Source organism: Polaromonas sp. P1_A2 (genome assembly GCF_056406895.1).
Map to the genome: position 1 here is coordinate 99,155 of NZ_JBFTZI010000002.1, position 13,385 is coordinate 112,539.

The window sequence follows — 13,385 nt, forward strand, 5'->3', positions numbered from 1 at the left end:
TCATCCCATGATTCAGATCACGCTCCCCGATGCCTCCAAGCGCGAATATCCGCAAGCCGTCACGGTCGCCGAAGTCGCCGCCTCGATAGGCACCGGCCTGGCCAAGGCCGCCCTGGGCGGCAAGGTCGATGGCAAGGTGGTGGACACCAGCTACCTGATCGCCAAGGACAGCGCGGTTTCCATCATCACGGCCAAGGATGCCGACGGGCTGGAGATGATCCGCCACTCCACGGCGCACTTGCTGGCTTATGCCGTGAAGGAGTTGTTCCCCGATGCGCAGGTCACGATTGGCCCGGTGATTGAAAACGGCTTTTTCTACGATTTTTCGTACAAGCGCCCGTTCACGCCGGAAGACCTGGTCGCGATCGAAAAACGCATGACGGAGCTTGCCGCCAAGGACGAGCCAGTGACGCGCCGCGTGCTGCCGCGCGATGAGGCCGTGGCCTACTTCAAGAGCATAGGCGAGCACTACAAGGCCGAGATCATCGCCAGCATCCCCGCCAACGAAGACGTCTCGCTCTACCGCGAGGGCGCTTTCGAGGACCTTTGCCGTGGCCCCCACGTGCCCAGCACGGGCAAGCTGAAATTCTTCAAGCTCATGAAAGTGGCCGGTGCCTACTGGCGCGGCGACCACCGCAACGAGATGCTGCAGCGCGTCTACGGCACGGCCTGGGCCACCAAGGATGAGCTCCAGCAGTACCTGACGATGCTGGAGGAGGCCGAAAAGCGCGACCACCGCAAGCTCGGCAAGGAACTGGACCTGTTCCACATCGACGACCATGCGCCCGGCCTGGTGTTCTGGCACCCCAAGGGCTGGACGGTCTGGCAAGGCGTGGAGCAGTACATGCGCAAGGTCTACCAGGACAACGGCTACCAGGAGGTCAAGGGCCCGCAGATCATCGACAAGACGCTGTGGGAAAAAACCGGCCACTGGGACAAATACCGCGACAACATGTTCACGACCGAGAGCGAAAAGCGTGAATACGCGCTCAAGCCCATGAACTGCCCCGGCCACATCCTGATCTTCAAGCAGGGCATCAAGAGCTACCGCGACTTGCCGCTGCGCTACGGTGAATTCGGCCAGTGCCACCGCAACGAGCCTTCGGGCGGGCTGCACGGCATCATGCGCGTGCGCGGCTTCACGCAGGACGACGGCCATATCTTCTGCACCGAGGACCAGATCCTCAAGGAATGCGTGGACTACACGACTCTGCTGCAAAAGGTCTACGCCGATTTCGGCTTCAAGAACATCATCTACAAGGTCGCCACGCGCCCCGAGGCGCGAATCGGCTCAGACGAGAGCTGGGACAGGGCCGAGCACGCGCTGATGGAAAGCCTGCGCGCGTCCGGCTGCGAGTTTGAGATCGCCCCCGGCGACGGTGCGTTTTACGGCCCCAAGATCGAATACACGCTGAAAGACGCCATAGGCCGCCAGTGGCAGTGCGGCACCATGCAGGTCGATTTTTCGATGCCGGAGCGCCTGGATGCCGAATACGTCGGCGAGGACGGAAACCGCCACCGGCCGGTAATGCTGCACCGCGCGATTGTGGGCAGCCTGGAGCGGTTTATCGGGATTTTGATCGAGGAACACGCCGGCGCGCTGCCGACCTGGCTGGCCCCAGAGCAGGTTTCAGTCCTCAATATCACCGATTCCCAGGCCGAATATGCCCGGGAAGTTGCCAAAACGCTGCAAAATCAAGGGCTTAGGGTCAACCTGGACCTGCGCAATGAGAAAATTACGTATAAAATACGGGAGCACTCGATGAAAAAGCTGCCTTACATCCTGGTCGTGGGCGACAAGGAGAAGGAAGCCGGAGCCGTTGCAGTGCGCGCCCGGGGTAACAAAGACCTTGGAGTGATGCCTCTCGATGCGTTTGCCCGGCAAATTGCCTCTGACATCGCACAAAAAGCCTGAATCGCTGACAAACTCACCAGAGTTTGCTGGGATTGAGCTTCTCGTCCTTGTGGGACGGGCGCAAGCCGCTATAGCTTTTATAGCAAGAGTTAAAGGATAGAACCATCGCTACTGAATTTCGTGACCGCCGTCACCGTGAAGAACGCAAGCACCGCTTGAACCGTGAAATCATGGCCCCCGAAGTGCGTCTGACCGGGCCGGACAACGAGCCTTTAGGCATTGTCAGCATCGCGGAGGCCTTGCGCCTGGCAGGTGAAGCCGACGTTGACCTTGTTGAAATCTCCCCCACGGCGGTTCCGCCCGTGTGCAGGTTGATGGATTACGGCAAGTTCAAGTACGCCGAGCAGAAGAAGGCGGCGGAAGCGAAGTCCAAGCAAAAAGTGATCGAGATCAAGGAAGTTAAATTCCGGCCCGGCACTGACGATGGGGACTACAACATCAAATTGCGCAACATCAAGCGCTTTTTGGAAGAGGGCGACAAGTGCAAGATCACCTTGCGCTTTCGCGGCCGCGAAATCACGCACCAGGAACTGGGTTTGGCCCTGCTGGCGCGGATTCGCGACGAATTGGCGGATTTGATTGTGGTGGAGCAGTTCCCCAAGCTTGAAGGCAGGCAGATGGTCATGATGATCGCGCCGGGCCGCAAGAAGCCCGGCGGCAAGCCGGCTGCGGAAACTGCGGCAGCGCCCTCGGCGACGGCCTGAGGGTAGCCAGAAGAAATACGGGTTTGCCGGATTGATCCGGCGGACCTTTGAGGGGATGCCGCAAGGCGTTTCCTGTGAGGGTGGGCGACAAGCCTGCTTTCCGAAAGCGGTGGGATCAAACCCGTCGCGACCAGCGGATGTTGCAAAACATCCGCCGGCAGTGGCAAGTGTCATCACTGGCCACTGACAAGTGGCTCGGGGCCATCAAGTCTGCGGAAGGTTCGCGGCGCCTCACGAGCACAAATGAAAAGGAGCATTTACATGCCCAAAATGAAGACCAAGAGCGGCGCTAAAAAGCGTTTCCGCGTTCGTCCGGGTGGTACCGTCAAGCGCGGCCAAGCCTTCAAACGTCACATCCTGACCAAGAAGACCACCAAAAACAAACGCCATCTGCGTGGTGCGGTGACTGTCCATGAGACCAATATGGGTCACATGGCACAGATGCTCCCAGGCCAGGGCATTTAATTAACGACGAACAAGGAGTACACACATGCCTCGCGTCAAACGTGGTGTAACGGCTCGCGCCCGCCACAAAAAAGTTTTAACCCTTGCAAAAGGTTTCCGCGGCCGCCGCGGCAATGTCTTCCGTATCGCCAAAGAAGCGGTAATGAAGGCCGGGCAATATGCCTACCGTGACCGCCGTACCAAGAAGCGCGTGTTCCGCCAGTTGTGGATCGCCCGTATCAATGCTGCAAGCCGTTCATTCGGCCTGACCTACAGCCAGTTCGCCAACGGCCTGAAGAAAGCCGGCATCGAGATCGACCGCAAGGTTCTGTCCGACATGGCCATCAATGACAGCGCTGCTTTCGGCGCCATCGTTGAACAGGTGAAAGCCAAGCTGGCCGCCTGATTTTCAGGCCAGGCAGTATTGACGCTATTCAATCACTGCCTACGCAAGAAAATAAGGGCTGGAGCTTGAAAAGGCTCTGGCCCTTTTTTATGGTTTTTTCCGCAGCGCTTCCTCCTAGCTGGCGTGATGGGAGTACTGCCGAAAGCGCCTTTGCCGTTTTGTATTTCGAACAAGAGAACGTATGACCCAACCTGATGCCCTCCAAGAACTGGTCAGCAGCGCCCAAGCCAGCTTTGCGCAGGCCAACACGCCCGCCGACCTGGAAAACGCCAAAGCGCAGTTCCTGGGCAAGACTGGCCGCGTTACCGAGTTGATGAAGGGCATGGCGGCCCTCAGCGTCGAAGAGAAAAAATCCCGCGGCGCGGCCATCAACCTGGCCAAGCAGGCCATTGAAGCCGCGCTGAACGCGCGCCGCCAGGCGCTGGCTGATGCCGAATTGCAAAAACAGCTCAAAGCCGAAGCGCTCGACGTGAGCCTGCCCGGCCGCCAGCGCGTGCAGGGCGGCCTGCATCCCGTGTCGCTGACGCTGGAGCGCATCGAAGGCATTTTTGGCTCCATGGGCTTCGACGTGGCCCAGGGCCCCGAGATCGAGACCGACTGGTTCAACTTCACCGCGCTCAACACGCCGGAAGACCATCCGGCACGGTCCATGCACGATACCTTTTATGTCGAAGGCGGCACCGAGGCCGCGCCCAACCTGCTGCGCACCCACACCAGCCCCATGCAGATCCGCTATGCGGTGCAGCATGTCAAGAAACACCGTGCCTTGATCGATGCCGGCGGCCGCATGCCCGAGATCCGCGTCATCGCGCCGGGCCGCACCTACCGCGTCGACAGCGATGCCACCCACTCGCCCATGTTCCACCAGTGCGAAGGCCTGTGGATAGGCGAGAACGTGAGCTTCAAGGACCTCAAGTTCGTCTTCACCGATTTTTGCCGCACCTTCTTTGAAAGCGACGACCTGGTGCTGCGTTTTAGGCCCAGCTTTTTCCCCTTCACCGAGCCCAGCGCCGAGATCGACATCCAGTTCCAGACCGGCCCGCTCGCCGGCCGCTGGCTGGAAGTGGCCGGCTCCGGCCAGGTGCACCCGAACGTGGTGCGCAACATGGGCCTGGATCCCGAAAAATACATCGGCTTTGCCTTCGGCATGGGCCCGGACCGCCTGACCATGCTGCGCTATGGCGTCAACGACCTGCGCCTGTTCTTCGACGGCGATATCCGTTTTCTCTCGCAGTTCCAGTCATAAGCCACAAGAACAAGAACAACAAGGTCTCACCATGCAATTCCCAGAATCCTGGTTGCGCGAATTCTGCAACCCGCCGCTCAACACCCAGCAGCTCGCCGACACCCTCACCATGGCCGGCCTGGAGGTCGAAGAACTCAAGCCCGTGGCGCCGCCCTTCACCAAGATCGTCGTCGGTGAAATCAAGGAGGCCGTGCAGCATCCTGATGCCGACCGCCTGCGCGTCTGCCAGGTCGACGTGGGGCAGGGCAGCCTGCTCAACATTGTCTGCGGCGCGCCCAACGCCCGCGTCGGCATCAAGGTGCCCTGCGCCCTGGTCGGCGCCGAACTGCCGCCCGGCGAAGACGGCAAACCTTTCCTGATCAAGGTCGGCAAGCTGCGCGGCGTCGAGAGCCAGGGCATGCTGTGCTCGGCGCGCGAACTCAAGCTCTCCGAAGACCACGGCGGCCTGCTCGAACTGGCCGCCGATGCGCCGCTGGGCCAGGACATCCGCGAACACCTGCGGCTGGACGACACCCTGTTCACCCTCAAGCTCACGCCCAACCTCGCGCATTGCCTGAGCGTCTACGGCGTCGCGCGCGAAGTCGCCGCGCTCACCGGCGCGCCGCTGCACACACCGTCCATCCCGGCCGTGGCCGCGGTCGATGCCACCAAAGTGCAGGTCAAGATCAGTGCCCCCGATCTCTGCGGCCGCTTTTCGGGCCGCGTGGTGCGCAACGTCAACACCAAAGCCGCCACGCCGCAATGGATGGTGGACCGCCTGGCGCGTTGCGGCCAGCGCAGCGTGACCGCGCTGGTCGATATCTCCAACTACGTGATGTTCGAGCTGGGCCGCCCCTCGCATATCTTTGACCTCGACAAGATCCACGGCGCGCTCGACGTCCGCTGGGGCAAGCCCGGCGAGACGCTCAAGCTGCTTAACGGCAATACCGTGACGGTCGACGAAAAGGTTGGCGTGATCGCCGATGATGCCCAGGTTGAGTCCCTGGCCGGCATCATGGGCGGGGACGCCACCGCGGTGTCCGACGACACGAAACATGTTTACGTCGAAGCCGCTTTCTGGTGGCCCAAGTCCATCGCCGGCCGTTCGCGCCGCTACAACTTCTCGACCGATGCAGGCCATCGTTTCGAGCGCGGCGTTGACCCCGGCCAGACCGTGGAGCACATCGAGCGCATCACCCAGCTGATCATCGACATCTGCGGCACGCCACAAACCGTGTGCGGCCCCATGGACGACCAGCAGGTCAATGTGCCCAAGGCGGCGCCCGTCACCCTGCGCGTGGCGCGTGCCGCCAAGGTGATCGGCATGCCGCTGACCCAGGCGCAGTGCCTGGACTCGCTCCAGCGCCTGGGCTTGCCGGTGACGCAAGGCGAGGGCATCCTCACGGTGACGCCGCCCAGCTACCGCTTTGACCTGCAAATCGAGGAAGACCTCATCGAAGAGGTGGTGCGCATGGTGGGCTACCAGCAGTTGCCCGACATGCCGCCGCTGGCGCCCATCACGGCGCGGCTGCGTCTTGAGGCCGAGCGCAGCCCCTTTGCCGTGCGCCGCGCGCTGGCTTCGCTGGGTTACCAGGAAACCATCAACTTCAGCTTTGTGGAAGAGCGCTGGGAGCACGAACTCGCCGGCAACGCTAACCCCATCAAGCTGCTCAACCCGATCGCCAGCCAGATGAGCGTCATGCGCTCTTCGCTGCTGGGCTCGCTGCTGCAGGTGCTCAAGTTCAACCTGGACCGTAAAGCCTCCCGTGTGAACGTGTTTGAGCTGGGCCGTGTTTTCCTGCGTGATGCGCGGGCCCAGAACACCGACACCAGCGTAGCCGGCTTCAACCAGCCCATGCGCGTGGCCGGCCTGGCCTACGGGCCGCGGGCTGCCCTCAATTGGAGCCAGTCCGACAAGGCGGTGGATTTCTTCGACGCCAAGGGCGATGTCGAGGCTTTGCTCGCACCGCTCCAGGCCGTCTTTGCGCCCGCCGCGCATCCCGCCATGCACCCCGGCCGCTGCGCCAGCGTGTCGGTGGGCGGCAAGGCCATAGGCTTTGTGGGCGAGCTGCATCCGCAGTGGCGCCAGGGCTATGACCTGGCCCAGGCGCCGTTGCTGTTCGAGCTCGAACTGGACGCGGTCCTGCAGCGCCCGGTGCCTGAGTTCAAGCCGGTCAGCAAACTGCAGCCCGTGGAGCGCGACATCGCCGTCATCGTGCCGGAGGGCGCCACGCACGCCGCACTCATGGCGGCCATCCACGGCGCGGCCACGCAAGGCCTGCTCAAGGACGCCACCTTGTTTGACGTCTACAGGCCGCAGCAGGCCAGCGCCAGCATGCAACTGGGTGAAAAAAGCCTGGCCGTGCGCTTGGTGCTTTCGAGCGACACCGCTACACTGACCGACGAGGAGATTGAGGCGGCCGTTCAGGCGGTTCTCGCGAATCTGCAAGGTCAACTCGGGGCGCGACTGCGTGCCTGAGGCTTCCACGAACCTTCCAAAATAAAAAACGCCAGGAGCACTGCCGTATGGAATTTTCTGTAGAAAGCCTGGAGACCCCGGCGCTGACCAAGGCGCACCTTGCCGAATTGCTGTTTGAGCAGATCGGGCTCAACAAACGCGAATCGAAAGACATGATCGACGCGTTTTTCGACCTGATTTCAGACAGCCTGGTGGACGGAAATGATGTAAAAATTTCCGGTTTTGGCAATTTCCAGATCCGTACCAAGGCGCCGCGCCCCGGCCGCAACCCCCGCACTGGCGAAGCCATCCCCATCCAGGCCCGCCGCGTGGTCACTTTCCACGCCAGCCACAAGCTCAAAGACCAGATCCAGGGCGAAAACCCGGCCGAATAAGCTGGGCCCGCGCTCCGGTAGCACAGACACCCGTCTTATTGCACCGCAGCGATGAGTTGGTAACTTCGTGTTACTTGTGTGACGGAGCAACAGATTTCAAAAAAGCCAAGCAACTCTTTGCGCTAACTTTCGACTTAGAGTAGATTTGGAGGTTTCCTCCTTAGCGCATTGATTTAATTGGAGAAAACTCTTCCACCCATTCCGGCGAAACGCTATTTCACTATCGGTGAAGTCAGCGATTTGTGCGGCGTCAAACCTCACGTGCTCCGTTATTGGGAGCAGGAGTTCACGCAGCTGCGCCCGATGAAAAGGCGCGGCAACCGGCGCTACTACCAGCACCATGAGGTGCTCATGATCCGGCGCATCCGCGACCTGCTCTACGACCAGGGCTTCACGATCAGCGGTGCGCGCAACAAGCTCCAGGAAATCGTCCAGATCGAACGCGACAAGCGCCGCAACGGGGAGGTCATGCTCGACGGTGTTGAAGTGCTTGAAGGCGGCGATTCGCTGCTCGAGGATTTTGAGGATTCCACCGATCACGCCGACTTTGAAGACAGCGAACCCGAGGGCGCCGACCTGCCCACAGGGGCTGCCGCGCAGCAAAGGTTGCTGCTGGTGCGCCGCGAGTTGTTCGAAATCCGTGATCTCCTGAGCAACAACCACTGAGAAGTGCTTTGCAGCAGGCTATAATCTAAGGCTTGTCGGTGTGTGGCGCAGCCTGGTAGCGCACTTGCATGGGGTGCAAGGGGTCGAAGGTTCGAATCCTTTCACACCGACCATTAAAACCAGCAGAGAGCCGGTTAGCGTTAGCTAACCGGCTTTTTTGTTTCTGCTTGCGATTACGCCGCGGCGACGGCGCCTTGCACCGCCCGGTGAAGCGCGGCCCGCGCCAGCAGGCGTGTCGAGTCCAGGGTCGGCAAGGGCGAGTTCGCGTCGCTCATGATCAGCGGAATCTCGGTGCAGCCCAGCACGACGGCATCGCAGCCAGCGCCTTTCATGCGCGACATGACTTGCTGGAAGCAGGTGATCGCCTCGGGTTTGAACACGCCGTACACCAGCTCGTCCATGATGATGCGGTTGATCTCGTCGCGTTCGGCGTCGGTGGGCCGCAGGTAGTCCAGCCCGCGCGCGCGGAGTTTTTCAGGGTAGACCTCGCTGTCCACCAGCCAGCGGGTGCCGGTGATGCCCAGGCGCAAAAATCCGCGCTGCGCGGCTTGCGCGGCGACGACCTCGGCAATATGCAGCCAGGGCAGGGGCGAGCGCGCCTCAACGTGAGCAAAGGCCTGGTGAATGGTGTTGTCGGGGCAGATCAGGAAGTCGGCGCCCGCTGCCTTGAGCTTATGGGCCGAGGCCAGCATGATGTCGCCCACACCGCGCCAGTCGTTTTGGTAAATGCAGGCCATGTAGTCGGAGAGCGAGGGCGTGTGCAGCGATACCTCGGGATGGGCATGCGGGCCCAGCAGCTTGGCGCCTTCGGTGCAGATGGTCTGGTAACAAAGCGCCGCGCCTTCCGCGGAGCAGCCGACGATGCCGATGTGTTGGGGTTTGGTGCTGGGGTTCATGGGCTTGGGTGGGTATTGATGTGCGAAGGCCTGTTTGCTGGCGCCATGTTGATCAGCTAGCGCCGCTGTTGCGTGTTTTCAATCCCCCGGAAAACCCTGAGCGCGCGGTTGCCTGTTTTGTTTATTTTCCGATGGAGTCGGCAAGAAATGCGACCAGCTGGCGTTGCGCAGTGTTCAGGGGCATGGGCGAAGAGACCAAGGCCAGCTCGGTGGCCGGCAACGGCGGGAACCCGTCCGCCTCGCCCAGCGCGCGATGCCCCGGCAGGACGGCCGTCGTCGGCAGCACACTGATGCCCAGGCCCGACGCGACGGCGGCCTGTATGCCGGTGAGGCTGTGGCTGCCAAACACCACGCGCCAGCGTTTGCCGATCTTGTCCAGCGCCCGGATGGCGCGCTGCCGGTAGACGCAGCCTTGCGGAAACACCGCTAGCGGCACCTCTTCTTCTTTGTGCATGGCGGCTATCCCTGCGACCCATACCAGGGATTCAGGCCAGGACGCGATGCATTCTCCGCTGCCGGGTTCCCGCTTGACCAGCGCGATGTCGATCTCGCCCAGGTGCAGTTTGTGGTGCAGGTCGGTGCTCATGCCGCTCACGGTGTCCAGTCGTGTGCCCGGGTGGAGGGCCAGGAAGTCCGACAGCATCGCCGACATGCGCTGCGCGTTGAAGTCCTCGGGCACGCCCACGCGCACCGGCGCCAGCACCGTGGGGGCTGACAGCATGTCTTCGGCCTCCTGGGCGATGGCAAGCAGGCGGCGCGCATAGGCCGCGAGGATCTCGCCATGCTCGGTGGGGTTGACGCGCTTGCCTGTCCTGTCACGCACCAGCAGGGCGCGGCCGACGTTGTCTTCCAGCTTGCTGATTTGCTGGCTCACGGTGGACTGGGTGCGGTGCACGCGCTCAGCGGCCCGCGTGAAGCTGCGCTCGTCGACGACGCAGACCAGGGTTTTGAGGAGTTCGAGATCCAGCATGGATTACTTATTTATAAATCAACTGATACTCAGATAGTAATTTAATTTGTAAATATCATGCTGGGATCGCATAGTTCCCGACATGACACTTGAAAACACACCCCGGCCGGACTGGCTCACTTTTGATTGCTATGGAACCCTGATCCAGTGGGACGAAGGCCTGCGGGCGGCAGTCGGGAAAATCCTGCGGTTCAAGGGCGCGCCCGATGTCGATCCCGCAAGCCTGATCTCGCTACACGACCGCTACGAGCACCAGCTTGAGCAGGAAAAGCCGCACCGTTCGTTCCGCGAGGTCTCCGGCCAGTCGCTGCGCATGGCACTCGAGGCGCTGGGCCTGCGCAGCGGCGCGGACGACGGCCGCATCCTGACGGACGGCATAGGCGCGATGCCGCCTTTTCCCGAGGTCGTCGCCACGCTGAAGCGGCTCAAGGCGCTTGGCTTCAGGCTCTGCATCGTTTCCAACACGGACGACGACATCATCGCCGGCAATGTGGCGCAACTGGGCGGGACCATAGATCGCGTCATCACGGCCCAGCAGGCCGGCGCCTACAAGCCGGCCCGGCGCTTGTTCGACTACGCCCATGCCGAACTCGGGGTCGGCAAGGACGACGTCGTGCACATCTGCGCGAGCCCGCACCTCGACCACGCGGCGGCGCGCGACATCGGGTTTCGATGCGTGTGGATAGACCGCGGCGTCAGGGCCCCCTTGCCGGACTACACGCCCGATGCAACACTGTCCACGCTGGACCAGGTGCCGGGCCTGTTGCAGAAGCTCGGCTGGTAAATACCAAGGAGATTTTCAGATGGCCCATACCCTTTCAGTGGCGGCGCCTGCGGCAAAGAGCCGGCGTCTGGACCTGTCTTCAGCCGCCGTCCGGCAAACCCGCATGGAGCTGGCCGCCTGCTTCCAGCTCGCGGCCAGGTTCGGCCTGGAAGAAGGTATCTGCAACCACTTCTCCGCGCTCGTGCCGGGCCATGAAGGCCTGTTCTTCGTGAACCCCTACGGTTATGCCTTCCGGGAAATCACCGCGTCGCGCCTGCTGGTCTGTGACTTTGACGGCAATGTGCTGGACGGCGAGGGCCAGCCCGAGGCGACCGCGTTTTTCATCCATGCGCGCCTGCACCGCCTGCAGCCGCGCGTGCGCGTCGCCTTTCATACCCACATGCCCAACGCCACGGCGCTCAGCATGCTGGAAGGCCCGCCGCTGCTGTGGCTGGGCCAGACCGCGCTGAAGTTCTACGGGCGCGTCGCGGTTGACGAGCACTACAACGGCCTGGCGCTCGACAACTCCGAGGGCGACCGCATCAGCGCCACGCTGGGCGACGCCGACGTGGTGTTTCTCAAGAACCACGGCGTGATCGTGACCGGTCTCACGGTGGCCGAAGCCTGGGATGACCTGTATTACCTGGAGCGCGCCGCCGAAGTCCAGCTCAAGGCCATGAGCACAGGGCGGCCGCTGCGCGGCATTCCGCATGAGGTGGCGCAGCGCGCCTACGAGCAGATGCGGGTGGGCGACCCTGCGAGTGCGCGGGCGCACCTGGACAGCATGCTGCGCCTCCTGGAGGAAGACGGCGTGCGGTTTTAGGCCGGCTCGGGCACCGGTTCGGCCGCCGTGGCCTGCCCGGGAGCGGCCTCGCCTTCGCCCAGTTCACCACCCAGCGCATCCAGCAGGTCGGGGATCAGCGAGGACAGCTCGCCGGTGATGATGGCCGCATCGGTGTCAAAACCGTCGTCGTCCTTGCCGCTTTCCTGCACACCGTCCAGCACCACGTCGAGCAGCTTGAGTTTTTTGAGCTGCGCGGTTTCGGTGAGCACAAAGGACACGCGCTCGTTCCAGGTCATGGCCAGCTGTGTGGGCAGCTTGCCGGCGGCGATGTGCTGGGCTACCTCGTCGATGTCCAGGGTGTGGCGCGAATAGCGCACCGTGGCTTTCTGGTCGTCGGGCGTCTTGAGTTCGCAGTCGCGGTCCACGGTGAAGTTGTAGGGCGCTTCGCGCGTCGACAGCCAGTGCGACATCGCGGCGGCGGCCGACATCTGCGTCTGTATGGGGCTGGCCTTGAGGCCGGGCAGGGCGCCGGGGATTTCGCTGAGCGCCTCCACCAGGTAGCTGATCACTTTGTCGGCGCCCGTGAGATTGCCGGAATCGACCACCAGGAATTTGTTCACCGGGTCTATCCACAGCGTGGTGGTGGATCGTTTGGTGAAGGCGCGCGGCAACAGGTCCAGCATGGCTTCCTGCTTGAACTCTTTTTTGATCTTGGCGCCCACGCGCTCGCGGCCGGTTTCTTCCTTGTACTTCTCAATGCGTTCGTCCACCGCGGCCTTGACGGCCGAGGAGGGCACGGGCCGGCGCTCGGTGCACAGCCGCGCGATCACCGAGCGGCCTACGCTCTCGAGCAGCACGGTGCTTTTGTTGCCGCGCGGCGGCACCCAGCCGCTGGACTCCGGCTCGGTCGCGCCGCAGGGCACAAAGCGGTGGGACTGGAAAATTTCTTCCAGTGCCTCCAGGGGCGGCAACACAAAATCATCGGCAATGCGGAAAAAGATCGCGGTATTGAACATGGATTCCGGGGAGGGTGTGGGAGACAGGGAAAAGAGCCTGGCCGCGGGGCCGGGTGAAAGCGAAGGCCTTGTGGGGGATTCGCGGGTATGCGGGAAATTCTACCGGGTCTGCCGGCACGGGCTTGCGCGCTCCGCCGGCGCTCAGGCGATGTCGGCGGTATGAACGCCAAAGGCGCCCTTGCGCCTGTCTTCAAAATAACGTTCCAGCGTTTCCTTGACCGTCTTGAAGGCGATTTCATCCCAGGGAATTTCGGCTTCGGTGAACAGCCGTGCTTCTATGGTTTCGTGGCCGGGATTGAACTCGGTGCTCAAAAGCCGCGCCCGGTAAAACAGATGGACCTGGCCGACGCGCACCACGTTCATCACGGTGAAAAGGCCCAGCATTTCAAACTGCGCCCCGGCCTCTTCATCGGTCTCGCGGGCCGCGCCCTCGGCGGTGGTTTCCCCCAGCTCCATAAAACCGGCGGGCAAGGTCCACTTGCCCCAGCGCGGTTCGATGTTGCGCTTGCAGAGCAGCACCTGCGCGCCGTCCTCGCCCCAGGTGGGCACGGTGCCGACCACATTCAGCGGGTTTTCATAGTGGACGGTATTGCAGGCCGGGCAGACCGCGCGCTCCTTGGTGTCGCCGTCATCCGGCAGCCTGTAGGCCACGGCGGTGCCGCAGACGCGGCAGTGTTTCAGGGGAAGGCGATGCATCAAATGAGTGTAGCGGCTTCGTGCCCGGCCCAAACCGCCCGGGCACG

At 62.5% G+C, this 13,385-nt stretch carries 14 protein-coding genes and 1 tRNA gene; 11 read left to right on the forward strand and 4 right to left on the reverse strand.

Translation table 11 applies throughout. The features are described from left to right. Positions 1 to 7 precede the first annotated feature (7 nt). The 9 genes from thrS (at position 8) to AC1D09_RS07470 (ending at position 8,326) form a co-directional block, all read left to right on the forward strand. A complete protein-coding gene (thrS, locus tag AC1D09_RS07430) occupies positions 8 to 1,915 on the forward strand; it encodes a threonine--tRNA ligase (protein ID WP_477663745.1) in 1,908 nt (635 codons plus the stop codon). Positions 1,916 to 2,019: 104 nt separating this feature from the next. Beyond that, positions 2,020 to 2,619 (forward strand): translation initiation factor IF-3, encoded by a 600-nt coding sequence (gene infC / locus AC1D09_RS07435; protein WP_477663774.1) that lies wholly within the window; start codon positions 2,020 to 2,022, stop codon positions 2,617 to 2,619. Positions 2,620 to 2,880: 261 nt separating this feature from the next. After that, positions 2,881 to 3,084, forward strand: a complete 204-nt coding sequence (rpmI, locus tag AC1D09_RS07440; RefSeq protein ID WP_007870723.1) for a 50S ribosomal protein L35 — start codon at positions 2,881 to 2,883, stop codon at positions 3,082 to 3,084. A 25-nt stretch (positions 3,085 to 3,109) separates the two neighbouring features. Beyond that, complete coding sequence (rplT, locus tag AC1D09_RS07445; protein WP_007870727.1) at positions 3,110 to 3,469, forward strand: 50S ribosomal protein L20; 360 nt, start codon at positions 3,110 to 3,112, stop codon at positions 3,467 to 3,469. A gap of 181 nt (positions 3,470 to 3,650) precedes the next feature. Further along, positions 3,651 to 4,715, forward strand: coding sequence for a phenylalanine--tRNA ligase subunit alpha (gene pheS / locus AC1D09_RS07450; RefSeq protein WP_413328439.1), 1,065 nt, complete (start codon positions 3,651 to 3,653; stop codon positions 4,713 to 4,715). A gap of 31 nt (positions 4,716 to 4,746) precedes the next feature. Further along, a complete protein-coding gene (pheT, locus tag AC1D09_RS07455) occupies positions 4,747 to 7,173 on the forward strand; it encodes a phenylalanine--tRNA ligase subunit beta (RefSeq protein ID WP_477663744.1) in 2,427 nt (808 codons plus the stop codon). Beyond that, positions 7,170 to 7,547, forward strand: a complete 378-nt coding sequence (locus AC1D09_RS07460; protein WP_256375431.1) for an integration host factor subunit alpha — start codon at positions 7,170 to 7,172, stop codon at positions 7,545 to 7,547. The genes pheT and AC1D09_RS07460 overlap by 4 nt, the downstream gene beginning before the upstream one ends. Before the next feature lie 177 nt (positions 7,548 to 7,724). Next, positions 7,725 to 8,213 carry a MerR family transcriptional regulator gene (locus AC1D09_RS07465; protein ID WP_074575302.1) on the forward strand — a complete coding sequence of 163 codons (489 nt, stop codon included), beginning with the start codon at positions 7,725 to 7,727 and terminating at the stop codon, positions 8,211 to 8,213. Between the two features lie 36 nt (positions 8,214 to 8,249). Continuing rightward, positions 8,250 to 8,326 (forward strand) — tRNA-Pro (locus AC1D09_RS07470). A gap of 60 nt (positions 8,327 to 8,386) precedes the next feature. On the opposite strand, the gene AC1D09_RS07475 is transcribed toward AC1D09_RS07470, so the two are convergent. Both AC1D09_RS07475 and AC1D09_RS07480 read right to left on the reverse strand, forming a co-directional pair. Then, a complete protein-coding gene (locus tag AC1D09_RS07475; RefSeq protein ID WP_477700999.1) occupies positions 8,387 to 9,109 on the reverse strand; it encodes an aspartate/glutamate racemase family protein in 723 nt (240 codons plus the stop codon). Positions 9,110 to 9,230: 121 nt separating this feature from the next. Next, positions 9,231 to 10,079 carry a LysR substrate-binding domain-containing protein gene (locus AC1D09_RS07480; protein WP_477663742.1) on the reverse strand — a complete coding sequence of 283 codons (849 nt, stop codon included), beginning with the start codon at positions 10,077 to 10,079 and terminating at the stop codon, positions 9,231 to 9,233. An 82-nt stretch (positions 10,080 to 10,161) separates the two neighbouring features. Between AC1D09_RS07480 and AC1D09_RS07485 the strand changes: the two genes are divergently transcribed. Beyond that, positions 10,162 to 10,863, forward strand: a complete 702-nt coding sequence (locus AC1D09_RS07485) for an HAD-IA family hydrolase (protein WP_477701000.1) — start codon at positions 10,162 to 10,164, stop codon at positions 10,861 to 10,863. A 19-nt stretch (positions 10,864 to 10,882) separates the two neighbouring features. After that, positions 10,883 to 11,665, forward strand: coding sequence for an aldolase (locus AC1D09_RS07490; RefSeq protein ID WP_477663740.1), 783 nt, complete (start codon positions 10,883 to 10,885; stop codon positions 11,663 to 11,665). Here AC1D09_RS07490 and AC1D09_RS07495 read toward each other — a convergent pair. Both AC1D09_RS07495 and AC1D09_RS07500 read right to left on the reverse strand, forming a co-directional pair. Beyond that, positions 11,662 to 12,642 carry a recombination-associated protein RdgC gene (locus tag AC1D09_RS07495; protein ID WP_477663739.1) on the reverse strand — a complete coding sequence of 327 codons (981 nt, stop codon included), beginning with the start codon at positions 12,640 to 12,642 and terminating at the stop codon, positions 11,662 to 11,664. The two genes, AC1D09_RS07490 and AC1D09_RS07495, sit on opposite strands and share 4 nt — an antisense overlap. Before the next feature lie 141 nt (positions 12,643 to 12,783). After that, positions 12,784 to 13,338: an NUDIX hydrolase gene (locus AC1D09_RS07500; protein ID WP_477663738.1), complete on the reverse strand. Its 555-nt coding sequence runs from the start codon at positions 13,336 to 13,338 to the stop codon at positions 12,784 to 12,786. Positions 13,339 to 13,385: the final 47 nt, after the last annotated feature.